This window comes from Streptomyces sp. NPDC043996 (assembly GCF_056435225.1).
Map to the genome: position 1 here is coordinate 355,159 of NZ_JBWKEY010000002.1, position 24,142 is coordinate 379,300.

Annotated in this window: 26 protein-coding genes; 12 read left to right on the forward strand and 14 right to left on the reverse strand. The window is 74.1% G+C overall.

Features of this window, described 5'->3' with window-relative positions; all coding sequences use genetic code 11:
- Nucleotides 1-58: 58 nt before the first annotated feature.
- On the forward strand, nt 59-1,351 hold the full coding sequence (locus tag AC07A4_RS05990) for a serine hydrolase domain-containing protein (protein WP_478593566.1): 1,293 nt from the start codon (nt 59-61) through the stop codon (nt 1,349-1,351).
- A gap of 72 nt (nt 1,352-1,423) precedes the next feature.
- Here the strand turns inward: AC07A4_RS05990 and AC07A4_RS05995 are convergent, their stop codons facing one another.
- From AC07A4_RS05995 to AC07A4_RS06005, 3 genes are all read right to left on the reverse strand, one after another.
- The gene (locus AC07A4_RS05995) at nt 1,424-1,687 is read right to left on the reverse strand and encodes a hypothetical protein (RefSeq protein ID WP_478593568.1); all 264 of its coding nucleotides are present in this window, start codon (nt 1,685-1,687) and stop codon (nt 1,424-1,426) included.
- A 132-nt stretch (nt 1,688-1,819) separates the two neighbouring features.
- Nucleotides 1,820-2,002 (reverse strand): hypothetical protein, encoded by a 183-nt coding sequence (locus tag AC07A4_RS06000; protein ID WP_478593571.1) that lies wholly within the window; start codon nt 2,000-2,002, stop codon nt 1,820-1,822.
- A gap of 159 nt (nt 2,003-2,161) precedes the next feature.
- Nucleotides 2,162-2,869 carry a GNAT family N-acetyltransferase gene (locus tag AC07A4_RS06005; RefSeq protein WP_478593573.1) on the reverse strand — a complete coding sequence of 236 codons (708 nt, stop codon included), beginning with the start codon at nt 2,867-2,869 and terminating at the stop codon, nt 2,162-2,164.
- Between the two features lie 144 nt (nt 2,870-3,013).
- Between AC07A4_RS06005 and AC07A4_RS06010 the strand changes: the two genes are divergently transcribed.
- The gene (locus tag AC07A4_RS06010; RefSeq protein WP_478593576.1) at nt 3,014-3,610 is read left to right on the forward strand and encodes a DUF2867 domain-containing protein; all 597 of its coding nucleotides are present in this window, start codon (nt 3,014-3,016) and stop codon (nt 3,608-3,610) included.
- 36 nt (nt 3,611-3,646) lie between these two features.
- Here AC07A4_RS06010 and AC07A4_RS06015 read toward each other — a convergent pair whose 3' ends face one another.
- The 3 genes from AC07A4_RS06015 to AC07A4_RS06025 all read right to left on the reverse strand — a co-directional run bounded on the left by AC07A4_RS06015 (nt 3,647) and on the right by AC07A4_RS06025 (nt 6,255).
- On the reverse strand, nt 3,647-4,195 hold the full coding sequence (locus AC07A4_RS06015; RefSeq protein ID WP_478593578.1) for a TetR/AcrR family transcriptional regulator: 549 nt from the start codon (nt 4,193-4,195) through the stop codon (nt 3,647-3,649).
- 109 nt (nt 4,196-4,304) lie between these two features.
- The gene (locus tag AC07A4_RS06020; RefSeq protein WP_478593581.1) at nt 4,305-5,510 is read right to left on the reverse strand and encodes a winged helix DNA-binding domain-containing protein; all 1,206 of its coding nucleotides are present in this window, start codon (nt 5,508-5,510) and stop codon (nt 4,305-4,307) included.
- Between the two features lie 25 nt (nt 5,511-5,535).
- Nucleotides 5,536-6,255 (reverse strand): NADPH-dependent F420 reductase, encoded by a 720-nt coding sequence (locus AC07A4_RS06025; protein ID WP_478593584.1) that lies wholly within the window; start codon nt 6,253-6,255, stop codon nt 5,536-5,538.
- A 217-nt stretch (nt 6,256-6,472) separates the two neighbouring features.
- Here AC07A4_RS06025 and AC07A4_RS06030 point away from each other — a divergent pair, with 217 nt between their 5' ends.
- Nucleotides 6,473-7,312 (forward strand): alpha/beta fold hydrolase, encoded by an 840-nt coding sequence (locus AC07A4_RS06030; protein ID WP_478593587.1) that lies wholly within the window; start codon nt 6,473-6,475, stop codon nt 7,310-7,312.
- A 67-nt stretch (nt 7,313-7,379) separates the two neighbouring features.
- A complete protein-coding gene (locus AC07A4_RS06035) occupies nt 7,380-7,859 on the forward strand; it encodes a GNAT family N-acetyltransferase (RefSeq protein ID WP_478593590.1) in 480 nt (159 codons plus the stop codon).
- A 185-nt stretch (nt 7,860-8,044) separates the two neighbouring features.
- On the opposite strand, the gene AC07A4_RS06040 is transcribed toward AC07A4_RS06035, so the two are convergent.
- The 3 genes from AC07A4_RS06040 to AC07A4_RS06050 form a co-directional block, all read right to left on the reverse strand.
- On the reverse strand, nt 8,045-8,467 hold the full coding sequence (locus AC07A4_RS06040; protein ID WP_478593593.1) for a DUF6299 family protein: 423 nt from the start codon (nt 8,465-8,467) through the stop codon (nt 8,045-8,047).
- 263 nt (nt 8,468-8,730) lie between these two features.
- A complete protein-coding gene (locus AC07A4_RS06045; protein ID WP_478593595.1) occupies nt 8,731-9,384 on the reverse strand; it encodes a hypothetical protein in 654 nt (217 codons plus the stop codon).
- Nucleotides 9,385-9,662: 278 nt separating this feature from the next.
- A complete protein-coding gene (locus AC07A4_RS06050; RefSeq protein WP_478593598.1) occupies nt 9,663-10,616 on the reverse strand; it encodes a helix-turn-helix domain-containing protein in 954 nt (317 codons plus the stop codon).
- A 98-nt stretch (nt 10,617-10,714) separates the two neighbouring features.
- On the opposite strand from AC07A4_RS06050, the gene AC07A4_RS06055 reads away from it, so the two are divergent.
- Nucleotides 10,715-11,509 carry an NAD(P)H-dependent oxidoreductase gene (locus AC07A4_RS06055; RefSeq protein ID WP_478593601.1) on the forward strand — a complete coding sequence of 265 codons (795 nt, stop codon included), beginning with the start codon at nt 10,715-10,717 and terminating at the stop codon, nt 11,507-11,509.
- A 26-nt stretch (nt 11,510-11,535) separates the two neighbouring features.
- Here the strand turns inward: AC07A4_RS06055 and AC07A4_RS06060 are convergent, their stop codons facing one another.
- On the reverse strand, nt 11,536-12,612 hold the full coding sequence (locus tag AC07A4_RS06060) for an oxidoreductase (RefSeq protein WP_478593603.1): 1,077 nt from the start codon (nt 12,610-12,612) through the stop codon (nt 11,536-11,538).
- Nucleotides 12,613-12,756: 144 nt separating this feature from the next.
- On the opposite strand from AC07A4_RS06060, the gene AC07A4_RS06065 reads away from it, so the two are divergent.
- Nucleotides 12,757-13,128, forward strand: coding sequence for a MerR family transcriptional regulator (locus AC07A4_RS06065; protein ID WP_478593606.1), 372 nt, complete (start codon nt 12,757-12,759; stop codon nt 13,126-13,128).
- A gap of 60 nt (nt 13,129-13,188) precedes the next feature.
- Here AC07A4_RS06065 and AC07A4_RS06070 read toward each other — a convergent pair whose 3' ends face one another.
- Nucleotides 13,189-14,325, reverse strand: coding sequence for a hypothetical protein (locus AC07A4_RS06070; protein ID WP_478593609.1), 1,137 nt, complete (start codon nt 14,323-14,325; stop codon nt 13,189-13,191).
- A 273-nt stretch (nt 14,326-14,598) separates the two neighbouring features.
- Here AC07A4_RS06070 and AC07A4_RS06075 point away from each other — a divergent pair, with 273 nt between their 5' ends.
- Nucleotides 14,599-15,843, forward strand: a complete 1,245-nt coding sequence (locus AC07A4_RS06075; protein ID WP_478593611.1) for a styrene monooxygenase/indole monooxygenase family protein — start codon at nt 14,599-14,601, stop codon at nt 15,841-15,843.
- A 10-nt stretch (nt 15,844-15,853) separates the two neighbouring features.
- Here AC07A4_RS06075 and AC07A4_RS06080 read toward each other — a convergent pair whose 3' ends face one another.
- Nucleotides 15,854-16,240 carry a winged helix-turn-helix transcriptional regulator gene (locus AC07A4_RS06080; RefSeq protein WP_478593614.1) on the reverse strand — a complete coding sequence of 129 codons (387 nt, stop codon included), beginning with the start codon at nt 16,238-16,240 and terminating at the stop codon, nt 15,854-15,856.
- Between the two features lie 102 nt (nt 16,241-16,342).
- Here AC07A4_RS06080 and AC07A4_RS06085 point away from each other — a divergent pair, with 102 nt between their 5' ends.
- The 4 genes from AC07A4_RS06085 (at nt 16,343) to AC07A4_RS06100 (ending at nt 20,066) form a co-directional block, all read left to right on the forward strand.
- On the forward strand, nt 16,343-16,972 hold the full coding sequence (locus AC07A4_RS06085; RefSeq protein WP_478593617.1) for an NAD(P)-dependent oxidoreductase: 630 nt from the start codon (nt 16,343-16,345) through the stop codon (nt 16,970-16,972).
- Nucleotides 16,973-17,239: 267 nt separating this feature from the next.
- Nucleotides 17,240-17,893 carry a helix-turn-helix transcriptional regulator gene (locus tag AC07A4_RS06090; RefSeq protein WP_478593618.1) on the forward strand — a complete coding sequence of 218 codons (654 nt, stop codon included), beginning with the start codon at nt 17,240-17,242 and terminating at the stop codon, nt 17,891-17,893.
- Nucleotides 17,894-18,086: 193 nt separating this feature from the next.
- Nucleotides 18,087-19,283, forward strand: coding sequence for a serine hydrolase domain-containing protein (locus tag AC07A4_RS06095; RefSeq protein WP_478593621.1), 1,197 nt, complete (start codon nt 18,087-18,089; stop codon nt 19,281-19,283).
- Nucleotides 19,284-19,343: 60 nt separating this feature from the next.
- Complete coding sequence (locus AC07A4_RS06100) at nt 19,344-20,066, forward strand: response regulator (protein WP_478593623.1); 723 nt, start codon at nt 19,344-19,346, stop codon at nt 20,064-20,066.
- 7 nt (nt 20,067-20,073) lie between these two features.
- On the opposite strand, the gene AC07A4_RS06105 is transcribed toward AC07A4_RS06100, so the two are convergent.
- Entirely contained in the window at nt 20,074-21,756 is a 1,683-nt protein-coding gene (locus tag AC07A4_RS06105; protein WP_478593625.1) for a sensor histidine kinase, read from the reverse strand.
- Between the two features lie 318 nt (nt 21,757-22,074).
- Here AC07A4_RS06105 and AC07A4_RS06110 point away from each other — a divergent pair, with 318 nt between their 5' ends.
- Nucleotides 22,075-23,322 (forward strand): globin domain-containing protein, encoded by a 1,248-nt coding sequence (locus AC07A4_RS06110; RefSeq protein ID WP_478593627.1) that lies wholly within the window; start codon nt 22,075-22,077, stop codon nt 23,320-23,322.
- A gap of 56 nt (nt 23,323-23,378) precedes the next feature.
- Here the strand turns inward: AC07A4_RS06110 and AC07A4_RS06115 are convergent, their stop codons facing one another.
- A complete protein-coding gene (locus AC07A4_RS06115) occupies nt 23,379-24,137 on the reverse strand; it encodes a thioesterase II family protein (RefSeq protein WP_478593630.1) in 759 nt (252 codons plus the stop codon).
- Nucleotides 24,138-24,142: the final 5 nt, after the last annotated feature.

The window sequence follows — 24,142 nt, forward strand, 5'->3', positions numbered from 1 at the left end:
TGGGGCCCGCGCCGGGCCCCGACCACTTCGAGGCGCAGACAGGCTGGGGGAAGTACACATGGTGAGAACTGGGTTCGCGCGGGTGACGGCGGTGGTCGTGAGCAGTGTGGTCCTTGGTACGGGGGTGGTGGGCACGGCCCACGCGACGACCGACGCGCCGTCAGGGGCTCCGGTGCCGGACACCGCGGGGGTCCGTGCCGCTCTGGAGCGCACGGTCGGCGCGGGCGCGCCCGGCGCGTACGCGGTGGTCCGCAACCACGACGGATCCGGCCAGGACGGGACCGTCGCCGTCGGCAAGGCCGACCTCGACGGCAGGCCGATGAACGCCGGGTGGCGCGTCCGGGTCGGCAGCAACTCCAAGATGTTCACGGCCGCCCTGGTGCTGCGCCTCGCCGAGAAGGGCAGCATCGACCTGGACAAGCCGGTGCGCGAGTACCTCCCGGCGGGCACCCTGCCCGCCGACTGGAACATGACCACGCGCCAGGTGATGCAGCACCGGTCCGGCATCTTCGACCACACCAACGACCTCCTCGAGCAGCCGGGCGAGGAGACCACAAGCGCCTTCGAGAAGCGCATCCGCGACACCGTCTACGCGCCCGCCGACCTGGTCGCGCTGTCGGTCAAGCACGGCCAGCAGAGCACCCCGGGCACCCGGTACGCGTACTCGAACACCAACTACGTGCTCCTTGGCATGGCCATCGAGCACGTGACGGGCCGGCCGTACGCACAGGTGCTGCGCGAGCAGATCATCAAGCCGCTGAAGCTGCGCGAGACGTCCTTCGTGGTGCCGGACAAGGCCATCAGGGGCAGGCACGTCACGGGCTATCTGACCAATGACGACCGCACCAAGCCGCTCCTCGACTCCACCCGGCAGAACGGCTCCTGGGTGTGGAGCGCGGGCGCTGTCATCTCCTCCGCCGCCGACATGGACCGCTTCCTCAGCGCCCTGGTCGCGGGCAGCTCCGGCCCGCTGGTCTCCGACGAGTCGCTGCGCCAGATGACGAGCGTGCAGCCGACGCCCACCGCGAAGGTCAGCTACGGCCTCGGCCTGCGGGAGATCGAGCTGTCCTGCGGCAAGGTCTACGGGCACGGCGGCATCGTCCAGGGCTACCAGACCCAGTCCTTCGTCACCCGCGACGGCAAGCGCTCGGTCGTGGTCTTCGCCAACGCCTCGAACAACAGCTCCGTGACGCAGGGCCTGATGAACACCCTTGAGCCCGCGTTCTGCGGTGCCAAGCCCGCGGCGGCCACCAAGCCGTCATCGCGCGCGCCGCGCTCGGCGGACTCGGGCGGCGCCCGGACCGGCTCGACGGCACCGGCGGTCCCGGTCGTCGAGGACACCCGCCTCTAGCTCCACCGCCGTACCGGCCCCCGCGCCGCGGCCCCGCCCCCTCGGATTCCGAGCGGCGGGGCCGCGGCTGGTTCAGTCGTTGCTGACCAGCACGTTGATCCGGTAATTCAGCGGATCCGACCACTCGATGTTGACCCAGATGACGTACTGGCCGTCCCTCGGCGCCACGTTGTGCACGGTCATGCGGGCGGCCCCGACGAACGCGTCGCCGTTGCCGTCGACCTCCGTGATGGACGCGACGATGGTGCTGCCTTTGAAGGCGACAGGCGAGTTGATGGGCTGCACGAAGCTGCCGCGCCCCCTGCCGTTGAACACGCGCCGGATCACTGTGCTCATCTATCCTCCGCTCGTCGCTGTGACCCGTTCCCTCTGGCCCTGCCGCGCGCCGTTCCCTCGATCCGCCCCTCGCGCTCTCCGCCCGGCCCGACCGGCCTCACTGACCCGTCCGGTCCGTCCGGCCCGTCGCGGTCACGCCGATTCGTCGTCCGCGGCTTCGAGCACCGCGGGCGCCGCGCCGCGCGCACCGGCCCCGGCGGCCTCGTCCTCGCCGACGGCCAGGGCTTCGAGCTGGGCCGCGCCCGGGCCCGCCGCTTCGTCCTGGGCGGCCGCGGCCACCCGGGGCGCGGGCTCGCTCGTCTGACTGCCGCTCACGCTGCTCCCCTCTCGGTCGAGATGTCGCGTTGTGGACAACGCCTCACTGTCCTGCCGGTGCCCCACGGCGTCCATCACCCACAAGACGGGCAAGACGCCACGACGGACCAGTACCGGACAACCTCGCGCACGCGGGACGGCGCTCCCCGGGGGCCGTGCTCAGCGCACGGTCCAGATCCAGCCCAGCGGCCTGAGCCCAAGGCGGCGGGCCACCGCGCGGGAGGCGTGGTTGTCGGCGGTCGTGCTGTAGAAGAGCACGTCCTTGAGCTGGCCCTCGCAGCGGGACCACGCCGCCACGCAGGCGGGCGCGAGGCCCCGCCCACGGAAGTCGGGGCGCGTCCAGATGCCCGCTTCGGCGGCGGTTCCGGTCGCCGCCGGGGTGTGGCAGATCGACACGGGTTCCCGGCCGTGCACCGCCATGGCCCACTCCCCCAGGCGCCCTTCGATGAGTTCGCCCCACTCTCCGGGCTGCCAGTTGGCGGGCCGGAGCAGGTGCCGCGCCGCGCGCCGCCCCTCGGCGCCGGACACCAGGAGGGGAAGCCCGGCGGCCGGTTCCGGCGCGGTCGGCTCCGGCGGGAAGACCCAGCACGGTCCGCCCTCCACGGACGCCGTGCCGTCGCCGAGCGAGGCGGCGAGCCGGGTCAGCGCCTCGGGGCGGCGGCCCGGCTCATACGGCTGCCTGTCGAGGTCGTGAGGCTCCCGGCGCGGCGCGCCGGGGCCGTACGCGAGGAGCCGTGCCGCCGGTGACCAGGCCCAGACGGCCAGGACGGTCGGGTCGCGCACGGCGGGCGGGGGGCCGGAGTCCGGGACGAGGCCGTAGCAGGCGTCCACCTCACAGGTGAGGAGCCGCTCGTCGTTCCACTTCATGTCGCGAGGCTAACTGCCGCGCTCCGCAGGGGTGTTCCGGGGCGCGAGACGGCCTCGCGAGGGCGGTACCCCCCGGGGAGCCCGGTGGGTTGCCCTGTGCTAGCTTCCATCTATACGCACCCGTATAGATGGGGGTTCGCCACGATGAAGGTTCCGAACAGCGCGCACACGTCCCGCGGTTGGCGGATTCATGAGCTGACGCCCGACTTCCGTGTGCAGGACGTGTGGGCGCTGCCCACACCGGGCGGCGCGGACGACTTCCCCCGCCTCCTTGACATCGCCCTGCCGGACGGCCAGCCCACCCTCGACTCCCCCATCGCGCGGGTCCTGTTCGCCGTCCGCTGGAAGCTCGGCGCCCTGCTCGGCTGGGACAAGCCGGACGCCGGGATCGGGTCCCGCACGGGCAGCCTGCTCGACCGGCTGCCCAAGGACCTGCGGGAGTCGCCGTCGTCCTTGGAGCTCCACGCCTCTCCGTTCACGCCGCTGTACCAGCTGGAGGACGAGTTCGCGGCCGAGATGGGCAACCGGACCGTGCACGCGGTGATGCACCTCGGCTGGGTGCCGGACGGGAAGGGCGGCTACCGGGGGCAGATGGCCGTCCTGGTCAAGGCCAACGGGCCGCTCGGCCGGGCCTACATGATGGCCATCGCGCCGTTCCGGCACCTGTTCGTGTATCCGGTCCTGATGCGGGAGTACGCGAAGCGGTGGCGGGAGCCGGGCACGGCTCGCGCGGCGGGCTGAGCGCGGCCCGGGCCCGCCGCGAGGGCGGGCTCCGGGTCAGGTCCTGATCAGCTGGACCGCGAGCTCGTACACCTCTTCGCGGGTGAGGCCGCCGTGGTCGGCGGCCAGGAAGTGGTTGCCGACAAGGAGCGAGAAGGCCAGCATGCAGCGGGCCTCGATCTCGCGCTCGTCGTCGTACCGCTCGCGGAACAGCGAACGCAGGTACTCCATGCGCCGGTTGTCGACGCGCCGTAGCCGGTCGGCGACCGACCGGTCGCGGCGGGCCCAGTCGCGAACGGCGAGGTCGACGGAGAGCAGCCGCTCGCTGGAGGCGAGGGCGCCCGCCCTGCGCATCCGCGCCTCGGCCTCGCCGCCCTCGCGCTCCACGCGGGCGAGCAGGTCGTCGACGCACTCGCGCTCCCAGGTGTCGAGCATCTCCGCCACCAGGGCCTTGCGGTCGGCGAAGTAGCCGTAGAAGCCGCCCTTGGTGACGCCGAGCGACTTGGCGAGCGCTTCGACGCGGACGGCGTCCGGGCCGCCCGCGGCCAGCGCCCGCAGGCCCGCCTGGACCCATTGGGTGCGGGGCGTTCGGGTCTCGGCTGCCATGGATCTCCACGTTCGGTACGGATCGCGCGGTCCGCCGCGGCAAACGCGCACTGGCGCGCATTGTATGCCGCGCGCCCGGTGCGGTACGGGGGCTCGATCCGGGCCCCGGTCAGCGGCTCCCCGCGTCATTCCCGCTGTGGAGGCGGCGTTCGAGCGGGGTGCGGTAGCAGGGCGTGACGCGGGCGTCGCCGAGGAAGGCGGTGACGCGGCCGACGGCGGCCTCGACGGCCGCGCGCGCCTCGCTCCCGGCGTCGACGAGTAGCCGGTGGCTGACGGCGCCGTCCGGCCGCTGGGTCCAGGCGCCGATGACGCGGCCCCGCCACCAGACGGTGGGGCCGATGTTGCCGTTGCGGTCGAAGAGTTCGCGGGTGTGCCCGGGGTCGACGTACCAGTCGCGGTGGCGCCAGCCCATGGGGGTCGGGTCGAGGCCGGGCAGGAGGACCGCTTCCGGCTCCGGCTCGGCGGGGGTGTCCACGTCGTCGGGGAGCACATGGCCGGTCCCCTCGTCCGTCTCGACGGCCTGGGCCCCGGTCGCGGCGATGGCGGCGCGCGTCGCGGTGACGGTCCAGCCCGTCCACCACTTCAGGTCGTCGACGGTGACGGGGCCGAAGGCGCGCAGATAGTGGCGGGCCAGTTCGGCGCGCGCCTCGGCGACGGGCACCGGCGGCAGCGGCCGCGCCGGGGCCCAGCGGAACTGCGCGGAGGTCCAGGAGCCGGTCGGCCGCCCGCGCCGGACGCGCCCTTCGGCGGCGAGCAGGCCGAGCACCGGAGAGGCGGCGCGCTGCCGCGCGGCGTACGGCTTGCCGGGGTTGGTGACGAACTGCTCGCGCAAGTCGGGGACGTCGGCGGCCAGTTCGGCGGCGGAGGCCTCGCCGCGCGCCGCCAGGGCGGCCAGCGTCGCGCGCTCCACGGCGGCGCGGCGCCGCTCGTCCCAGCCGAGGGTGTCGCGCAGCTTCGCGAGGGCGTCGGCGCGGTGCGGGTCGGTGGCCTTGGCGGTCGCGGCCCAGGCGGCCGGGGCCAGCGCGGCCGGGACGACGAACAGGGTGCGGCGCATACACCGCACGCGCGCGAGGTCCGGGTGGGCGCCGTCGCCGGGTGCGGTGTCGTAGAGCGCGGCGTCGATGGCGGCGACGGTGGGCGCCCGCATGCGGGCCGCCGCCGAGAGGAACACCGTCGCCGGGTCCGTAGCGTGCAGGCCGACCAGGGCCTCGGCGACGTTCTGGGCGGACGCGGCACGGGCGGCGGCGGTGAGCAGGTGCCGCCGGACCAGGCGCGCGCGCCGCTCGGCAGCGGTGACGTGGGGCAGGGTGGTCATGCCGGGCTCCCGGGGCGCGGCGCGCTCAGCGCACGACCTTGACGCCGAAGTGACCGCCGAACTCCTGGCCGAGGCCGAAGCTGATCGCGGAGTGCATGTGGGCGTACATCTCCATGCCGCGCGCGCAGACGAGCGGGCCGAGGTCGAGGACGTCGGTCCAGCCGTAGGCGGTGAGCAGGTCGGTGACGGCCCGCTTGGCGTCGTCGTGGTCGGACGCGACGAACATGGTGTGGTCGCCGCCGCCGATGGCCTTGGGGTTGACGACGGTGGCCTGTTCCTGGGTGACGAAGCTCTTGACGACCTTCGTGTCGGGCAGGGCGCGCTGGATGCGCTCGCCGAGGCTGTCGGTGTCGCAGGGGTCGAGCTTGGGCATGACGCCCCACGGCGTGGGCCAGGGGTGCTCGGTCTCGTGCTGGTAGACGAACGGCACCGCGTAGTCGACGAGGGTCTTGCCGCGCAGCCGGTCCGCGATGGCGGTGAGGGCGGCGACGGCGTTGTGCCCGTCGATGCCGTTGATGACCAGGTCGTCGGCGGCGGCCGCGGCGTCGCCGAAGGACAGGAGTGTGACACCCGGGTGGTCGGCGAGCCACTCCTTATAGGGAGCGTTGCCCATCACGTCGGGTTCGGTGCGGGCCAGCGTGGCCTCGGGGTCGCGGGTGCCGACGTACACCTCGTGACCGAGCGCGACGAGCTTGGCGGTGTGCTCACGGGCACCGCCGCCGGTACCGAGTACGGCGATCTTCATGACGGACCTTTCAGTGAGGGCTTCTTGTACATCTGTACCGTACCGCACGTACTTTAGGTGCGCAATACGGGCATAACCCTCCACGCTCTGGGTATATCTGTACGTACGTACTAGAAAGAGCGGGCGTCACCGGCGGCATGAAGGGCACACCCCGTGGCCAGGCGGCCCCCGCTCAATCCAGTTGCCCGGGCCAGGTCCTCCTGAGAAGGTCACGGCCATGCCCACGTACTCCGCCCCTTACGGCACCGAGATCGCGTACCACGAGTTCGGTGACGGTCCCCCGCTGATCTGTCTGCCCGGCGGGCCCATGCGCGCCTCCGCCTACCTCGGTGAACTCGGCGGCCTGTCCGCGCACCGGCGGCTGATCATGCTTGACCTGCGCGGCAGCGGTCGGTCCGCGGTGCCCGACGACCTCGGCTCCTGCCGCTGCGACCGGCTCGTCGACGACGTGGAGGCCTTGCGCGCCCACCTGGGCCTGGAGACCGTCGACCTGCTCGCGCACTGCGCCGGATCGAACGTGGCGACGCGGTACGTGAGCGCCCACCCGGAACGCGTCGCCGCGCTCGCGCTGATCACGCCGAGCGTGCTCGGCCTCGGCATCGACGTCAGCCAGGAGGTGCGGCTGCGCACGGCCCGGCTGCGCGCCGCCGAGCCCTGGTTCCCGGAGGCGTACGCGGCCCTGGAGGCGATCACGGCGGGCCGGATGTCGGACGAGGCGTGGCAGCGCGTGGCGCCGTTCTTCCACGGCCGCTGGGACGCCGCGGCGCGGGCCCTGCAGGCGGCGGACGCGGAGCAGAAGAACCCGGAGGTCGTGCGCGCGTTCGGCGCGGAGGGCGCCTTCGACCCGAGGGGCACCCGCGCGGCCCTCGACCGCTTCGCCGCGCCGGTGCTCATCCTCGCCGGGGAGGTCGACCTCAACTCCCCTCCGCCCGCGATGGTGGAGGTGGCCGCGCTGTTCCCGAAGGCGGAGCTCGTGGTGCAGCCCGGCGCCGGACATCACCCCTGGCTCGACGACCCCGAGCGGTTCGTCGCGGCCGTGGCGGAGTTCCTCGGCTGAACGCGCGGTCGCGCCAGCACGCCAACCCCCCTTGCCGTAAGCGTTGGTGACTATCTAGGGTCATTACATGTCGCGTATCAGAGCAGCGGTGGCCGACGACGTCGCGGAACTCGTGCGCCTGCGGGCGCTGCTGTTCGAGACGCTCGGCGGCGAGTTCTTCACCCCCTCGTCGGGGGACGGCGGCTGGCGGGACGCGCTCGCCACCGTCCTCAAGGAGCAGCTGACGTCGGACGCCGTGCGGATCCTCGTGGTGGACAGCGGCGACGGCGACGGCACGCTGGCCGCCTGCGGCATCGGCACCGTCGAGCAGCGGCTGCCAGGACCGCACCTGAGCAACGGCCGCGTCGGCCTGGTCATCGGCGTGGTCACCGACCCCGCGCACCGGCGGCGCGGCCACAGCCGCGCGGTCATGCACGGCCTGCTCGACTGGTTCCGCGCCCGCGAGGTCGCCCGCGTCGACCTGCACGCCTCCCCCGACGGCGAACCCCTCTACCGCGCCCTCGGCTTCACCGACCACCCCGACCCGGCCCTGTACTGGCGCCCCTGACCGCGCGCGGCACGGCGAGCCGAGCGACTGCCGTGCCGCGCGCGTTCAGGGGCGGGGGTTCGTGTGGGTCGACGGCCCGACGGCGGTGGACGCCTTCAGCCCGGCCCTGGTCACCGCGCCGGGGATGAGCCGCGGCCCCGGCGCGCGCACGCGGCCGGGGCCGGAGGTGTGACGTCCGCCGGGCGTCAGCGCAGTTCGACGTCCGCCTCCTCGTGGGCGAGCGGCTGCGGCATGGGCAGGCCCGACTTCGTCGACAGCTTCATCAGGTGGGCCCGCACCGTGGCCGGGCCCGGCTTGTGGTGGGAGCCGGTGCCGCTGCTGGTGTTGGTCCACTCGTGCGTCATGCCGTCGCAGCGCGCGACGGTGCCGCCGATGCCGGTGGACTCGTCGCCCTGCACGAGGGTGCTGCTGACGAACACCGGGCCGGGGCTGCCGTCGGGCAGACAGCGGTAGGTGCCGGTGAGGGTGAGGGTGCCGTCGGCGGCGACCGTGCCGGTGCTGTCCACGGTCAGGTCGTCGGCCGGGCCCGCGTGGGCGGGGGTGGCGGCGGCGAGCCCGGCGAGAAGCAGGGTGTTCGCGGCGGCACCGAGGGCGAGACGGACGCGCATGGAGGGCCTTTCGGGGAGGTGGGGGGCGGTATTGCCGCCGCAAGGGATATCGCAGCGCGGCGGTCGCGGTGCGTAACCTCACCCGATCGGGGACGAGTTGGAGGCCGGGAGGCGGAGCACGCCGCCCGGCTGACGTGCGCGGGCGCGCCCCGGGACGCGTCCGGCCCAGGCGCCGGACGCGTCCTTCATGGCCGCTCGCGTGGCACTGGCGCGCACGCGGGGAAGTCAGCGCACACGCGAGGGCTTCAGCGCGCCCTCAGGACTCAGCGGGGGCTCGGGGCCTTCCAGCCGATCTTGCGCACGCGCAGTTCGAGCTGGCAGCCGCCGGGGCGGTTGTCGGCGTCGATGCTGACGGTCACGGGGTTGCCCGCGGTGGCCGAGCGGTACTGGCCGCGCGGCAGGTGGCCCGGGCACTGACCGCCGTCGCCGTCGGCCCAGTACTGCACGTCGAGGGCGATGTCCGTGCGCCCGGACAGGTTGAAGGTGAGGTTGCACCAGCCGGCGCGGCCGTCGGTGTCGACCCGCACGTTCGGGCCCGTGGCACGGAACTGGGTGATGGGCAGGGCGTACGTGCCCTGGTTGCCGCACTGGCCCGCGTCGGCGCCGGGGGCCGCCTGCCAGGAGTAGCTCGCGGACAGGCCCGCGAGGGCGTTGGACGGGTCGTGGACGCCGAAGGACAGCTGACAGCCGCCCGGGCGGCTGTCGGTGTCGAAGCGGATCGGCGACGTCCAGTCCGGCGCGGGCGTCCACTGCGCCTGCGGACCCGCGCACTGTCCGGCGTCGCCGTCGGGGTGGAACTGGATGCCCATCTCGGGCGGCGTCTGGCGGTCGCCCGCCGAGGCGCTGACTGTGCCTGCCGCCAGCAGGGTGGCGGCTCCCAGGGCGCATGCCAGCGCCTTGAGTCTTGTGCCGGGCATCAACCTCGTACGGGACATCGGCGATCTCGTCTCTCGCTCAGGGAGCGGGTAGAGGAAACGGGATGACTCGGTGCCCGCGCCGGTCGCCGGTCGCCGGGCCAGGGGCGTGGCTCGGTTTCCGGACCATGGCACGATGTGAAGCAGATGTGACCAAAGCGCGGGCATTTGGTGATGGCGACTGCCGGGGACCACCCTGCACCCTCGGGCGGCCGGTGCGGAAGGTCAGGATTCGGCCGTACGAGGCGGGTTTTCGCGGCCGTGGCGCGCGGGGCCGCCGCTCAGCCGGACGCCCGGGACCCGGCGGCGGCGAGCCGGGCCAGCGCGGCCGCGTCGCCGGTGCCCTCCGCCGCGCTGAACACATGCACCACCAGGCCCGTCTCGCCGGGCCCCGACGGCACGTTCAGCGGCTCGAAGTCCAGCTCGAGCAGCCCGGCCTCGGGGTGGCGCAGGCGCTTGCGGCCCGCCACGCACATCACGACCTCGCCGCTGTCCCAGATCCGCTGGAAGTCGGCGCTGCGGGCGGCCAGTTCGGCGATGAGCGCGGCCAGCTCCGTGTCGTCGGGGTACCGCCCCGCCGCCACCCTCAGCTGGCCCACGGCCTCCGCGGCCCGCGGCTCCCACTCGGGGAAGACGTCGCGGGAGGCGGGGTCGAGGAACAGGAACCTCGCGTTGTTCGGGTCCCTGCGGCCCGCCTCGCCGAGGCCGCCGAGGAGTTCCCCGCCCAGCTCGTTCCAGGCGACCACGTCCAGGCGGGGGTTGGTCGCGAAGGCGGGGAAGCCCGTGAGGGAGTCAAGGAGCCGCCGCAGCAGCGGGCTGGCCTGCGCCCGGGGCGCGGGGCCGCGCCGGGCGTCGGCCAGCGTGGTGAGGTGGACGCGCTCGGCGGCGTCGAGGCCGAGGGCGCGGGCGAGCGCGTCGAGCACCTCGGGGGACGGCTGCGTGGCACGGCCCTGTTCGAGACGTACGTAGTAGTCCACGCTGATCCCCGCGAGCTGGGCCAGCTCCTCACGGCGCAGTCCGCGCACCCGACGCCGTCGCCCGCCCGCGATCCCCACGTGCTCCGGCGCGACGCGCGCACGGCGGGCGCGCAGGAAACCGCCGAGCGCCCGATGGTGGTCACCGGGCGCCGCGGCACCCCCGATCCGCCCGCCCTGCCCGTCGCTGTCCGTGCTGTCCGTGCCGTCGGTGCTGTCCGTGCCGCCCGCCGTGCGCTCGCTGGTGTCCACCCCGTTCATGGACTCCAGTATGCGTGGCCCTGCCAGTACCAGGATCACCGATCCACTGGTTGAACAGGGTGCTGGCTGCCCCGGACCGCCCGGGAGAGCGTGGTGCCATGAACGCGACCACTGCACAGCAGCCCCGCAAGATCCTCATCGTCAGCGCCCACCCGGAGTCCGGCTCCCTGAACTCCTCCCTCACCTCCTTCGCGGTGGAGCACCTGCGCGCGGCGGGCCACGAGGTGCGGGTGTCCGACCTGTACGCGATGAAGTGGAAGGCGACGGTCGACGCCGACGACTTCCCCGGGCACGACCCTCAGGAGCGGCTGCACGTCATGGCCGCCTCCGAGCGGGCCACCCTGGCGAACCGCCTGGCCCCGGACATCGCGGCGGAGCAGGAGAAGGTGCGCTGGTCGGACGCGGTGATCCTGCAGTTCCCGCTGTGGTGGTTCGGCGTCCCCGCGATCCTCAAGGGCTGGATCGAGCGGGTGTTCACCGCCGGGTTCGGCTACGGCCCGAAGGTGCCGCCGCCCTACAGCGAGGGCGCCCTGCCGGGGCGGCGCGCGCTGCTGTCCGTGACGGCGGGCGCCCGCGCGTCGTCGTTCTCGGACCGGGGCATCCACGGGCCCCTTGAGGACGTCCTGTACCCCGTGCAGCACGGCCTGTTCTGGTTCACCGGCATGGCCCCGCTCGAACCGTTCGCGATGTACGACTCCAACGAGCTGTCCGAGGAGCGGTTCGAGGCGGCCAAGCTGGCGTACGGCCGCCGTCTGGACGCGCTGTTCACCGACGAGCCCGTGCCCTTCCGCCCGCTCACCGGCGGCGACTACGACCACGACATGCGGCTGCTCCCGGGCGTCGAGGCACCGGGGACGAGCGGGCTCGGCCTGCATGTGCGGCCGCGCGTCTGAACGACCGCGCGGCCGCACGGCCGCCGCTACCGCTCGTACTGGTACGACGGGTAGTCGAGGTAGCCGGTGTCGCCGCCCTCGAACCACGTCTCCCGGTGCGTGGCGCGCAGCGGCAGGTCCGCGCGGAAGCGTTCGACGAGGTCCGGGTTGGCCAGGTAGGCGCGGCCGTAGCTGACCAGGTCGGCGCCCTGGGCGAGCCAGTGCTCGCCCTGGGCCCGGGTGCCCTCCTGAGGGGAGATCTGCCCGCCAGGGTTGACGATGAACGCGGTGGGCCAGCTCTTGCGCAGGGTGATCAGGACGTCCTCGGGGGCGGTGACCAGGACGTGGACATAGGCCAGGCCGAGCGGTGCCAGCGCGTCGAACAGGGCGGCGTACAGCTCGGGGACGTCCTCCTCGACGATGTCCCAGACCTGCCCGCCGGGTGAGAGGCGGATGCCGACGCGCTCGGCGCCGATCGCGTCGGCCGCGGCCTCCGCGGCCTCGACGGCGAAGCGGACGCGGCCGGAGATCGAGCCGCCGTACGCGTCGGTGCGGAGGTTGGCGTTCGAGGAGAGGAACTGCTGGATCAAGTAGCCGTTGGCGCCGTGCAGTTCGACGCCGTCGAACCCGGCGGCCACGGCGCGGCGTGCCGCGTCCGCGAACACCGTGACCTCGCCCGCGACCTCCCGGAGCGACAGGGCGCGCGGCACGGGCGCGGGCAGCCGGCCCTTGGGTCCCGTGAACACCTCGTCCCGCAGCGCGACCGCCGACGGGCCCACGGGGTGGTGGCCCGCGACCTCGCGGTGCCCCACCCGCCCCGCGTGCATGAGCTGGGCGAACAGGCGTCCGCCGTTGGCGTGCACGGCGGAGGTCACAGGCCGCCAGGCGGCGACCTGTTCGGCGGTGTGCAGGCCGGGGGTGAAGGGGTTGGACTGGCCGACCGCGTTCGGCTGCACCCCTTCGCTGACGATCAGTCCGGCGGTGGCGCGCTGCGCGTAGTAGGCGGCCGTGGCCGCGGTCGGCAGCCCGTCCGCGGCCACGCGCGCCCGGGTCATGGGCGCCATCACGACGCGGTTCGGCAGGGCGAGTCCGCCCAGGTGGAATCCCTCGAACAGGCTGGTCACGGCTGCGACTTCCTCTCACCGGCGCGGGCCAGGGGGCTCCTGGCCCGTTCGTCGGCTACGCTAAAACCTGACATTGACGTCAGAGGCAAGGTGATGCGCGCCACAGCGGTCACCTCGCGGTGGTGCACGACCCCTGGAGACGGCATGCGCATCGGTGAACTCGCCACCCGCACCGGCGTCAGCGTGCGCTCGCTGCGGTACTACGAGGAGCAGGGACTGCTCCGCGCGGAGCGCAGCCCGAGCGGCCAACGGCGGTACGACCCCCACGCCGTGGACCGCGTCCGGCTCATCCAGCGGCTGTACGGCGCGGGGCTGCCGAGCAAGTCGATCCGCGAGCTGCTGCCCTGCGTCGTCACCGGAGAGGCCACGCCGGAGCTCATCGCGTGGCTGTCCGCCGAGCGGGACCGCATCGACGGGCGGATCGACGACCTCAAGGACACCCGCGACCGCCTGGACGGCGTGATCGCGACCGCCACCACGGCGTGGCGCACGGGACGGCCCTGCGCGGTCTCGTGACCGCCCCGCGCCGCCCGCGTGACCGCGCGCCCGCGCGTCGCCGTGGCCGGTCGGCTCGCGCTACTTGCCGGAGTCCCGGAACCGCCCGAACGCCTTCGTGAAGGCGCTCAGCCGGGATCCCTCCGCCTTCGCCGCCCCGGCCGCGCCGTCGCCGCCGCCCGCCTCGGCCAGCGCCTCCCGGGCCGCCTCGGCCGCCTCCCGGTACAGGTCACGGGAGTTCGTCATGGCTTCAAGGGCCTCGGCGTACTTGGTGACCATGTCCTGGGCGTGCGCGAGCTCCTCCTGCGGGGTGAGCAGGTGCCAGCCCTGGCGCAGCCGCGTCAGGGCCGCCCCGGCCCCGGCGGGCAGCGGCCGGGGCAGCGCGGCGAACTCCTCGATCCTGTCGATGAGTTCGGTCGGCTCCGAGCCGTCCAGGAAGACGCTGCGCACGGTGAAGCGCTCCGCGTCGTAGCCCTCGGCCCCGGGCGTCGACGGCAGGACGACCGCGCCGCCGCGCGGCATCCGGACGTTCAGCTCCCGCTTCATCGCGAAGTCGGCGATCTGCGCCTGCTCGGGGGTGCCCCGGTGCTCGACCACCCGGTGGCGAAGGCCCGGCGGCAGGAACGCCGAAAGCGGCTGCCGCCCGGCCTCGTCCGGCGTCATCGCCTCGTGCACGACGACGTGGACGAACCAGCTCTGCCGGGCGCAGTCCCGCAGGCGGCGGCGCAGCTCGCCGTCGTCCTTCGGCAGGTGGTTCGTCGCGCGCAAGCGCACGTCCGCCGCCGTGTCGTGGTCCCATTCGACCAGGTCGCTGTCGGGCCAGAGCATGGTGGCGGGCGAGGCCCACTCCACGTCCCACGCCCGCTCCGCCTCGGCGACCAGGATCCAGGTGACGCCCTCGCCCTCCTTGCGGCGGCCCTCGGGGTCGTAGAGGGTCAGCTGCGCGCGCACCACGACGTCGTCGGCCGCGTGCCAGCGTGCCTCGAAGACGCGGCGGGCCGAAGGGCCGGGGTCCGCGGTCTCGTCGCGCGGGTGCAGGACGGTGGAGCGGGCCGCCTCGGCGGGGTCGAGCTCCAGGAAGTCGTCGAGCACCCCGGCCGCCTTGAGGGCGATCAGGTTGCGCCGCACGTCCAGGTCGGGCTCGGGCCCGAGGTGGCGCCCGCGCGCCAGCCAGACGGTGTCGGGGGCGGTGTCCGAGGAGCTGCTGTTCTTGGTCATGGAGCCGTTCTGTAGGCGATCGGGGCCCGACCAGTATGGCTCGCCGGGCCGCCGACGGCACCGGTGCCCCACCCCTGCCCTCCCGGCCAGCGCCCTGCGGCCGGTACGGCCCGGCGCGCGACGCGCCCCGTTGACAGCCCTCGTGCCCCCGCGCTCCAATGCGAAGCCACCGCCAGGGCATCCGGGTGAAGGGGCCCCGTTCACCTGCGGGGCTCGGCTGCCGCAGGTACCACTAGACCTGTCGGGCCGGTGCGGGAGCGGGAGGACGGACACATGCGCGGGATCGCGATCGTGGGTGCGGGACAGGCGGGGCTCCAGCTGGGGCTCGGGCTCCTGGCGGCCGGTTACGGGGTCACGCTCGTCGCCGAGCGGCGGCCCGAGGAGGTGCGGGGCGGCCGGGTCACCTCGACGCAGCTCATGTTCGGGCCGACGCTGCGGATCGAGCGGGACGCGGGGCTCGCGCTCTGGGACGACGTCACGCCGGTGATGCCGGGCTTCGAGCTCAGCCACTGGGACCCCGAGGGGAAACCGGACGTTCCGGTCGCGCGGTTCGCCGCGCCCTTCGACGCCGAGGTGCGCTCGGTGGACCAGCGCGTGAAGCTGGCCGCCTGGCTGGAGCTGTTCGAGGAGCGGGGCGGGCGCGTGGAGTACCGCTCGGTCGGGCCCGCCGAGGTGGCCGCGCTCGCCGCCCGGCACGACCTGACCGTGCTCGCCACCGGGCGCGGCGATCTTTCCGCGCTCTTCGGCCGCGACGCCGCCCAGTCCGTCTACGACCGGCCGCAGCGCAGCCTCGCCTGCTTCTACGTCAACGGCGGCGCCCACGAGGAGTCCGACCCGGCCGCCTCGTACGTCCGGACCACGGGGGTGCCCCCGGCCGGTGACGTGATCGTGCTGCGGGCGCTCACGGTGGGCGGGCCCTGCGACATCCTGCTGTTCGAGGGCAAGTGGGAGGGCCCGTACGACTGCTGGGGCGACCGGCCCGCACCGGCGGACGGGCTGCGGCGCGGCCTGGAGCTCCTGCGGACGTACGCGCCGTGGGAGTACGAGCGCTTCCGCGCGGCCGAGCCGACCGATCCGGGCGCCGCCCTCTACGGCGCGATCACCCCGGTGGTCCGCCATCCCGTGGCGCGCGTGGGCGACGGCGCCGCCCTGCTCGGCATGGCGGACGCGGTCGCCGTCAACGACCCCATCACCGGGCAGGGCTCCAACAACGCCGCGCGGGTGGCGGCCAGTTACCTCACCGCCATCGTCGAACGCGGCGAGCGGCCCTTCGACGAGGCGTGGATGCGCGAGACGTTCGCCGCGTACTGGGACACCGCCCGGCACACGCACGCCTTCACGGACTTGATGCTGCGTCAGCCGCAGCCCGAGCACGTGGGGCGGATCATCCGGGCCGCCCTCGCGCACCCGGAGGTCGCCCACCGCTTCGCCAACGGCTACGCCGACCCGCTCACGTACCGGGACTGGCTGCTCGACCCGGCGGGCGCCGACGCCTACCTCGACCGGTTCCCCGGGTAGCGACGCGGCGTCATCCGACCTGGTCGAGGCGGGTGGCGCTGTCGTACGCCTCCCGGGCGTCCAGCAGTTCGTCCCAGTGCTTCTCGGCCCAGGCGCAGGCGACCGCCATCGGCGCGAGCATGCTCTGGCCGAGCGCGGTCAGCTCGTACTCGACGTGCGGGGCGGCCCCGGCGCGGACGGTGCGCTTGACCAGACCGTCGCGCTCCAGGGAGCGCAGCGACTGGGTGAGGACCTTGGGGGTGACGCGGCCCAGCGGGACGCGCAGTTCGGAGAACCGGCGCGGCCCCTGCTCCAGGCAGCGGATCACGAGCGCCGCCCATTTGTCGCCGAACCGGATCGGGTTGAGCGTGGACGGGCAGAGCTCGTCGAACATGTCGGCGGGCAGGGGTTGCTTCATGACGCTCACGATAGCCGGTATCCAGGAGGTAACCACGGCCCTCGTTAACGTCGGCGCAGCGGTCGGGCACGAGGCTCCGGCCCTGGTGAGAGGCGGTTCGTCATGAACATCGTGATCTTCGGAGCGGGCGGTCGCGCCGGGCGCGGGGCCGTGGCCGAGGCGCGGCGGCGCGGCCACGAGGTCACCGCCGTGGTGCGCGACCCCGCGCGCCACGGGCACGGCGACCTGGCCGGTGTGCGCCTCGTGGCGGGCGACGTCACCGACGCGGACGCCGTGGAGCGGGCGGCCGCGGGCCACGACGCCGCCCTCAGCGCCGCCGTGGACCTGTCGGTGGCGCCGGACGGCTTCTTCACCGCCTCGTCCCGCGCCCTGTCCACCGGCCTGGCGAAGGCGGGCGTGCGGCGCCTGGTGGTGGTCGGCCTGGCGTCGATCCTGCCCGGGGCGTCCGGCGTTCCGCTGATGGACGAGCCCGGCTACCCCAACGAGTACCGCTCGTTCTACCTCGGCCACGCGGCGGGCCTCGACGAACTGCGCGCCAGCGGCCTCGACTGGGCCTACGTCGCCCCCGCGGGCGACTTCGACCACGACTCCACGCCCACAGGCCGGTACCGTGTCGCCGACCACACCGACCCGGCCGAGCGCATCACCTACGCGGACTTCGCGCTCGCGCTCCTCGACGAGGTCGACGCGCCCCGCCACCACCGGGCGACCCTCAGCGCCCGGGCGGCGTGAACACCGCGCGGACACCCGCGCCCGTACGAAACCCGCACCCCCCGAAGCAGGCCGGATCTGATCGTTCCGCGGCGTTCGTGACCGAAAGGAACCGGACATCAGCGGAACGTCAGCGGAACGTCAGCGTCAGCGTTCATCCTTGAGTACGGCAACAGACGACACCGCGCTGTGCGGGACGCGGCAGCCGGTCGGGGCGCGCCCTCGGTGAACCGGCCGTGACCTGCCGCCATGCCAGGCGACGGCGTGGAGGCAGAAGGGGCTTGAGCCGTGCAGCAGAGCGTCGAGAACGCGACGGCAACTCCGCGGGTGCGGGTGACCGTGCACGCCTCGGACCCGATCTCCCAGGCGGGAGCGCTGAGCCTGCTCCGCCAGTTCCCGGAGTTAGCACTGTCGGACGGCACCCGCCAGGGCCCCGACGAGGTGGCCCTGCTCCTCATCTGCGCCGTCGACGACGCGGTCCGCGCGCGCCTGCGCCGGCTCGTCCACGACGAGGGCGTCCGGGTGGCCCTGGTAGTGGACCGGATCCGGGAGGCCGACCTTCTGGATCTCGCCGGGTGCGGCGTCACCTCGATCGTCTGGCGGCACGAGGCCACCGCGGCGCGCCTGCTGCGGGCCGTCCTCGCCGCCCGGCGGGGTGACGCCGACCTTCCCGCCGACCTGCTCGGCACGCTCATCACCCAGATGGGACAGCTCCAGAACCGCGCTCCAGGACCGCCCGGCGCCGGTCCCGTGGGTCTCGCGCCGCGCGAGGTCGACATCCTGCGCCTGGTGGCGGACGGCCTGGACACCGGGGAGATCGCCGCCAAACTCGCCTACTCCGAGCGGACGGTGAAGAAGGTCCTGCACAACCTGACCTCCCGTCTCAACCTGCGCAACCGGACCCACGCGGTGGCCTACGCCGTGCGCGCGGGCTACATCTGAGGCCCGCGCGCGGGCCGCGGCGGACACCGTCCCCACCGGTTCGCGGGACGCGCCGCTCAACCAGTCCGGCCCCAGCGGCGGTCTTGGTACTCGGGCGGCCCGTCCGTCACGCGCGCGGCACCGGCCCTGGCGTGCGACGGCCCGCACCGGTACGGCGTCCGGTCGACGGCAGACGGCTTCCAGGGAGTGCGGCATGACTACGGTGACGACGTTACGCGAGCGACGGAAGAGCACGAGGGCCGGCGTGGTGGGGCTCATGGCGGCCGCCCTCGCGGCCACCGCCTTCACGGGGCCCGCCGAGGCGCGGGACACGGCTCCCGGGGGCGGCCACAGAGCGACCCAGCACGCCATGGACGCGGCCGTGCAGGCGGGTGTCCCCGGCGTCACGGCACAGGCGCGCGACGCGAACGGCGTCTGGAAGGCGGCGTCGGGCGTGGGCGACCGGAAGACGCTGGCGCCGCGCGGCAAGGACGACAAGTTCCGCGTCGGCAGCATCACCAAGTCGTTCGTGGCGACGGTCCTGCTCCAGATGGAGGCCGAGGGCAGGCTCGACCTCGACGACACCGTGGAGCGCCATCTGCCCGGTCTGATCCGGGGCAACGGCAACGACGGCCGCGCGATCACCGTACGGCAACTCCTCAACCACACCAGCGGCGTGTTCGACTACCTCGCCGACCCCGAGTACAACGCGACGTACCTCCAGGGCGACGGCTATCTCAAGCACCGCTACGACACCCTGCCGCCCCTCAAGCACGTGAAGGTGGCCCTCTCACACCGGCCGGTGTTCAAGCCCGGCGCCCGGCACGAGTACTCCAACACCAACTACGTCCTGGCCGGGCTGATCATCGAGAGGACCGGCGGCAGGACGTACGAGAAGGAGGTGCGCGAGCGCATCATCAAGCCGCTGGGGCTGAAGGAGACGACCAACCCCGGCAACGGCGTCCACCTGCCCCGGCCGAGCAGCCGCGGCTACTCCAAGCTCTTCCCTGCGCGGCCGGACCGGATCGACGACATCACGGAGATGAACGGCTCGCAGGGCTGGGCCGACGGCGACATCGTCGCGAGCGCCGGTGACCTCACCCGCTTCTACCGCGCCCTGCTGACCGGGAAGCTGCTGCCGCCGCAGCAGCTCAAGGCCATGAAGACCACCGTCAGCAACCCCGAATCGCCCAACACCGCCTACGGACTCGGCCTCCAGCGGTTCAAGACGAGCTGCGGCACCGGCGTCTGGGGCCACGGCGGCGGCATGGTGGGGTGGCTGTCCCTGGCCACGACCACCGAGGACGGCCGCCACCAGTTCGCGTTCAACTTCAACGGCGACTGGAACGGGGATTCCCTCATCGACGTCATGAACGCCGAGTACTGCGGCGCGCCGTCCCGCTCGCGCTGAGGGCTGTGACGTGAGGGCTGGGGGCTGGGGCAGGGTTACCGGCCCGTAGGCTGGTCGCCCGTGGACGTACGTATACATACCGGCCCCCTTCCCCCTCCCGCCCCGCCGCTGCGGGTCTTCGTCCTCGACGACCACGAGGTGGTCCGGCGGGGCGTCCGGGACCTGTTGGAGGCCGAACCCGACCTCGTGGTGGTCGGGGAGGCCGCCGACGCCCGCGAGGCGCTCACCCGTGTTCCCGCCGCGCGGCCGCACGTCGCGGTCCTCGACGTGCGGCTCGGCGAGGGCGGCAGCGGCGACCACGCGGGCGTGGAGGTGTGCAGGGAACTGCGGGCCCGGATGCCGGACCTCGCCTGTCTGATGCTGACGTCGTTCGACGACGACGAGGCGCTGTTCGACGCGATCATGGCGGGGGCCGCCGGATACGTCCTCAAGCGGATCGAAGGATCGGACCTGGTGGACGCCGTGCGCACGGTGGCGGGCGGGGCGTCGACGCTGGATCCCCGCGCGACCGCCCGCGTCATGGCGCGGCTGCGCGGCCCACGCCCGGAGCCCGAACCCGCGCTCTCCCCGGAGCTGGAGCTGCTGTCCCCGCGCGAGACGGAGATCCTGGCGCTCATCGGTGAGGGGCTGACGAACCGGCAGATCGCCGACCGGCTCTTCCTCGCGGAGAAGACGGTCAAGAACCGCGTCTCATCGATCCTGGCCAAGCTCGGCGTCGGCCGCCGCGTCCAGGCCGCGGTGCTCGCCGAACGGCTGCGAGAGCAGCGGGACGCCCACCGGTAGGGGCCGTTCAGTCGGCGGACAGCGGCACCCGCCAGACGAGCCGGGTGCCGCCCTCGGCCGGGCGCTCGACGGTCAGGCTCCCGTCGTGCTGCTCGGCCCGGGAGCGCAGGTTGGCCAGACCGCCGTCGCGCCCCGTGGGGGCGCCCGCCGCGGCGAGGCCCACCCCGTCGTCGGTCACCGTGAGCGTGAGGCAGTCCCCGGCGGCGGGCACGGCGAGCACCACGTCCGCGCGGCGGGCCCGGGCGTGGCGGGCGATGTTGCTGAGGGCTTCGGCGGCCACGGCGAGCACCTGCTCGGCCACGGCGGCGGGGACGGTGGAGTCGACGGGCCCGTCGATCCGCAGCGACGGGCTGAATCCCAGGGACTGGGCGGCGATCCTGGCGGTCTCGGGCAGGCGGCGGCGCAGTCCGGCGCCGCCCCGGTCATCGCCCGCGGAGCGCAGTTCGAAGATGGTCGACCGGATGATCTGGATGGTGGTGTCCAGGTCCCGCACCGCCCGCGCCAAGCGCTCGGCGGCATCCGGGTGCTCCACCACGCGCGTCGCGCCGCGCAGGGTCATGCCGGTGGCGAAGATCCGCTGGATCGCCAGGTCGTGCAGGTCGCGGGCGATGCGGTCGCGCTCCTTGAGGACGGCGAGCTCCTCCGACTCGGTGCGGTGCCGGGCCAGTTCGAGGGCGATCGCGGCCTGGTCGGCGAAGCGGGAGACCAGCGGCACCTCCGTGGCGTCGAAGGCGGGGCGGCCCTTGCGCCGGCTCAGGCGCAGGGCGCCGGGGGCCGAGGCGCCCTGGGGCAGCGGGACCACGATGGTCGGTCCGTGCGCCGCCGGGGCGCCGAGCGGATACGCGCGGGGGTCCCTTTCGGCGTCGGCGGTGGCGACGGCCTCGCGCTCGCGGGCGGCGAGCCCGGCGAGGGAATCGCGCGCGGGCAGGGTCGTTCCCTCCATGCGCTCGGCGCCGGGGCCGTGCGCCGCCGCCACGGTGAGCAGGTCGCCGCCCGCCGGGGCCGGGAGCAGGACGGCGGCCAGGTCGGCGTCGGCGACCTCGCTCGCCCGGCGCGCGATGAGGCGCAGCACCTCGCGGGACGCGGTCCCGGCGAACAGGCTGGCGGTGATCTCGCTGAGCGCTTCGAGCCAGCGCTCCCGGCGGCGGCTCTCGTGGTACAGGCGGGCGTTGTCGATGGCCACTCCGGCCGCGTGGGCGAGCGTCGTCAGGACGGCCTCGTCGTCGGCGTCGAACCCCGCGCCGCCGCGCTTCTCGGTCAGGTAGAGGTTGCCGAACACCTCGTCCCGCACCCGGATGGGCACCCCGAGGAAGGTGCGCATCGGCGGATGGTGCGCGGGGAAGCCGAAACTGGCCGGGTGGCGGCCGAGGTCCGTCAGGCGCAACGGGGCCGGATTGCTGATCAGTTCGCCCAGGATGCCGCGTCCGCAGGGCGCCCGGCCGATGCGGGCGGCCAGGTCGTCGGCCATGCCCACCGGCAGGAACCGCGAGAGGCGGCGGCCGTCGCCGATCACGCCGAGGGCCCCGTACTCGGCGTCGGCGAGCGTGACCGCCGCTTCCACGATGTCCCGCAGGACCTGCGGGAGTTCGAGGCCGTGCCCCAGGTTCATGACGGCGTCGAGCAGGCGGTGCACGCGGTCCGGTACGTCGAGCCGCGGGCGCGCGGGCGCCTGGGGCGGTGCGTCGGGCATGGGGGGGAACTCCTGAGCAGGCCTGGATCGGCGTGAGTCGGTCGGTGCTCCGTAGCGTACGGCCCCGAGTCCGCCCCGCGTCCTTGCTGGTCAACGGCGTACGAAGAGGGCCGTTGGACCCTATCGACGGGCCCGCGCGGGGGCTGTTCGGCCCTATCCCGACCCGGTGCCCCACCGGCGATCATGTGACGGCGGCCGGGAAGCGCCGCGTTCCTCCCCCGTACGCGCTCCGCTTCCCGGACGCCGTCCTCGCCCTCGGCGTCGGCACCTGCCCTGCGGAGAGGGCGTGTTCGTCCCTCGCCGCCAGGAGGCCCCGCAGTGCAGACCGATCCCGCTGACCAGTACGAGGAGTACCGCGCGCTGCTCTCCCGGCAGGAGGCGAAGCGGCTGCGGCGCAGCCTGCTGGGGCCCGAGCACCCGGCCGCGACCGCGCCGCCCGGCGCTCCCCTCCCGCGCCTCCCGCGCCTCCCGCGCGAGGAGGCGGACGACCACCGGCTGATCGTGGAGACCCTGCCGTTCGTCACGCCCTTCGACCGGCTGATCTCGGACCTGTACGCGGCCCTGTTCGAGCGGCATCCCTATCTGCGGGGGCTCTTCCCCGAGTCGATGGCCTTCCAGCGGGCCCATCTGGAGCGGGCCTTCCGCTTTCTGGTCGACCATCTGGACCGCCCGGACGAGGTGGCCGTCTTCTGCGCCCGTCTCGGCCGCGACCACCGCAAGCTGGGGGTGCGCCCGGTGCACTACGAGGTGTTCGAGACGGCGCTGGTGGAGGCGCTGCGGCGGCGTGGGGGCGCCGTGTGGGGCGAGGGTGCGGAGGAGGCCTGGCGGCGCATGCTGCGGCGGGCGGTGGCCGCGATGGTGCGGGGCGCGGAGGAGGCGGTGGCCGAACGGCCCTTCTGGGACGTCACCGTGACGCGTCATGAGCGGCGCGGACCGGATCTGGCGGTGCTCAGGGTCGCGCCCGCCGAGCCGTATCCGTACCGTGCCGGTCAGTACGCGCTGCTGGAGTCGCCCCTGCTGACGCGTGCCTGGCGGCCGTTCCGCCTCGCGTGCGCTCCCCGTGCGGACGGGGAGCTGGAGTTCCACGTGCGCCGGGCCCGTCCGGGCGGGGTCAGCGACGCCCTGGTGGGCCGCACCCGCGTCGGGGACGCGCTCCGCGTCGGGCCCGCGCAGGGGACGATGACGTTCCAGGAGGGCGACCCGCCGCACGACGTGGTGATCGCGGCGACCGGCACCGGCTGGGCCGGGGCCAAGGCCCTGCTCCAGGACCTGGCCCGGCGCTCCCGGCCGGGGCGCGGCGCGCACCTGTTCCTCGGCGCGCGCACCCGGGACGAGCTGTACGACCTGGCGGCCGTGGCCGCGTTGGAGCGCCGCTGCCCGTGGCTGCGCACCGTTCCCGTGCTCGGCGAGGCCGCCGGGGGCGAGGCCCTCGCCGACGCGGTGGCCGGGCGCGCGCGCCGCTCGGGCGGGCCGGTCTTCGTCAGCGGCCCGCCCGTCCTGGCCGCCACCGTGCGCGGGCTTGTCGCTCGGGGCCTGGGCGCGGACCGGGTGCGCCACGACTTCTGAGGCGGGGGCCGGACGGCGACGCTGACGCTGTCTTTCGGCCTGCCCCCGCCGTCCGCTCAGCCGACGGCCACGGCGCCGCGCAGCCCCGCACGGAGCACCGCGATCACTTCCGCCGCGCGGGAGCTGATGAAGAAGTGGCCCCCGGCGAACACCTGGAGGTCGAACGCGGCCGTCGTGTGGGCCCGCCACACGTCGGTCTCCTCGACCGTCGCCTTCGGGTCGTCGTCGCCGATCAGCGCGGTGATGGGGCAGTCGACGGTGCCGTTCTCGGGGCCGTACGTCTCGATGGCCCGGTAGTCGCTGCGGATGGCGGGCAGCACCATGCGCAGGATCTCCTCGTCGCCGAGGACCTGCGTGTCGGTGCCGCTGAGGGCCTTCACGTCGTCCATGAGCCCGTCGTCGTCCCGCAGGTGGACCTTCTCCTCGCGGTGCGTCGACGGGGCGCGCCTGCCGGAGACGAACAGGGCGGCGGGCGTGTGCCCCTGCTCCTTCAGGCGCCGCGCGACCTCGTACGCGACGATCGCGCCCATGCTGTGTCCGAAGAACACGACGGGCCGGTCGAAGAGCGGCGCCACCAGCGGCGCGATGCGGTCGGCGAGCTCGCCGATGTCGTCCACGTGCGGCTCGTTGCGCCGGTCCTGGCGGCCGGGGTACTGCAGGACCGCCACCTCGCTGTCGTTGTGGAGCGCGGCCGAGACGGGGAAGTAGAAGCTGGCGGATCCGCCCGCGTGCGGGAAGCACACCAGCCGGACCGGGGCGTCCGGCGCGGGGTGGAACCGGCGGAGCCAGAGGTCACTGCCGTCGGCAACTGTCATGTCTG

Coding starts and splice junctions, on each gene's coding strand:
- AC07A4_RS05990 (WP_478593566.1), top strand. CDS start 59: ATGGTGAGAACTGGGTTCGCGCGGGTGACGGCGGTGGTCGTGAGCAGT.
- AC07A4_RS05995 (WP_478593568.1), bottom strand. CDS start 1,687: ATGAGCACAGTGATCCGGCGCGTGTTCAACGGCAGGGGGCGCGGCAGC.
- AC07A4_RS06005 (WP_478593573.1), bottom strand. CDS start 2,869: ATGAAGTGGAACGACGAGCGGCTCCTCACCTGTGAGGTGGACGCCTGC.
- AC07A4_RS06010 (WP_478593576.1), top strand. CDS start 3,014: ATGAAGGTTCCGAACAGCGCGCACACGTCCCGCGGTTGGCGGATTCAT.
- AC07A4_RS06015 (WP_478593578.1), bottom strand. CDS start 4,195: ATGGCAGCCGAGACCCGAACGCCCCGCACCCAATGGGTCCAGGCGGGC.
- AC07A4_RS06020 (WP_478593581.1), bottom strand. CDS start 5,510: ATGACCACCCTGCCCCACGTCACCGCTGCCGAGCGGCGCGCGCGCCTG.
- AC07A4_RS06025 (WP_478593584.1), bottom strand. CDS start 6,255: ATGAAGATCGCCGTACTCGGTACCGGCGGCGGTGCCCGTGAGCACACC.
- AC07A4_RS06030 (WP_478593587.1), top strand. CDS start 6,473: ATGCCCACGTACTCCGCCCCTTACGGCACCGAGATCGCGTACCACGAG.
- AC07A4_RS06035 (WP_478593590.1), top strand. CDS start 7,380: ATGTCGCGTATCAGAGCAGCGGTGGCCGACGACGTCGCGGAACTCGTG.
- AC07A4_RS06040 (WP_478593593.1), bottom strand. CDS start 8,467: ATGCGCGTCCGTCTCGCCCTCGGTGCCGCCGCGAACACCCTGCTTCTC.
- AC07A4_RS06045 (WP_478593595.1), bottom strand. CDS start 9,384: ATGCCCGGCACAAGACTCAAGGCGCTGGCATGCGCCCTGGGAGCCGCC.
- AC07A4_RS06050 (WP_478593598.1), bottom strand. CDS start 10,616: ATGAACGGGGTGGACACCAGCGAGCGCACGGCGGGCGGCACGGACAGC.
- AC07A4_RS06055 (WP_478593601.1), top strand. CDS start 10,715: ATGAACGCGACCACTGCACAGCAGCCCCGCAAGATCCTCATCGTCAGC.
- AC07A4_RS06065 (WP_478593606.1), top strand. CDS start 12,757: ATGCGCATCGGTGAACTCGCCACCCGCACCGGCGTCAGCGTGCGCTCG.
- AC07A4_RS06070 (WP_478593609.1), bottom strand. CDS start 14,325: ATGACCAAGAACAGCAGCTCCTCGGACACCGCCCCCGACACCGTCTGG.
- AC07A4_RS06075 (WP_478593611.1), top strand. CDS start 14,599: ATGCGCGGGATCGCGATCGTGGGTGCGGGACAGGCGGGGCTCCAGCTG.
- AC07A4_RS06080 (WP_478593614.1), bottom strand. CDS start 16,240: ATGAAGCAACCCCTGCCCGCCGACATGTTCGACGAGCTCTGCCCGTCC.
- AC07A4_RS06085 (WP_478593617.1), top strand. CDS start 16,343: ATGAACATCGTGATCTTCGGAGCGGGCGGTCGCGCCGGGCGCGGGGCC.
- AC07A4_RS06095 (WP_478593621.1), top strand. CDS start 18,087: ATGACTACGGTGACGACGTTACGCGAGCGACGGAAGAGCACGAGGGCC.
- AC07A4_RS06105 (WP_478593625.1), bottom strand. CDS start 21,756: ATGCCCGACGCACCGCCCCAGGCGCCCGCGCGCCCGCGGCTCGACGTA.
- AC07A4_RS06115 (WP_478593630.1), bottom strand. CDS start 24,137: ATGACAGTTGCCGACGGCAGTGACCTCTGGCTCCGCCGGTTCCACCCC.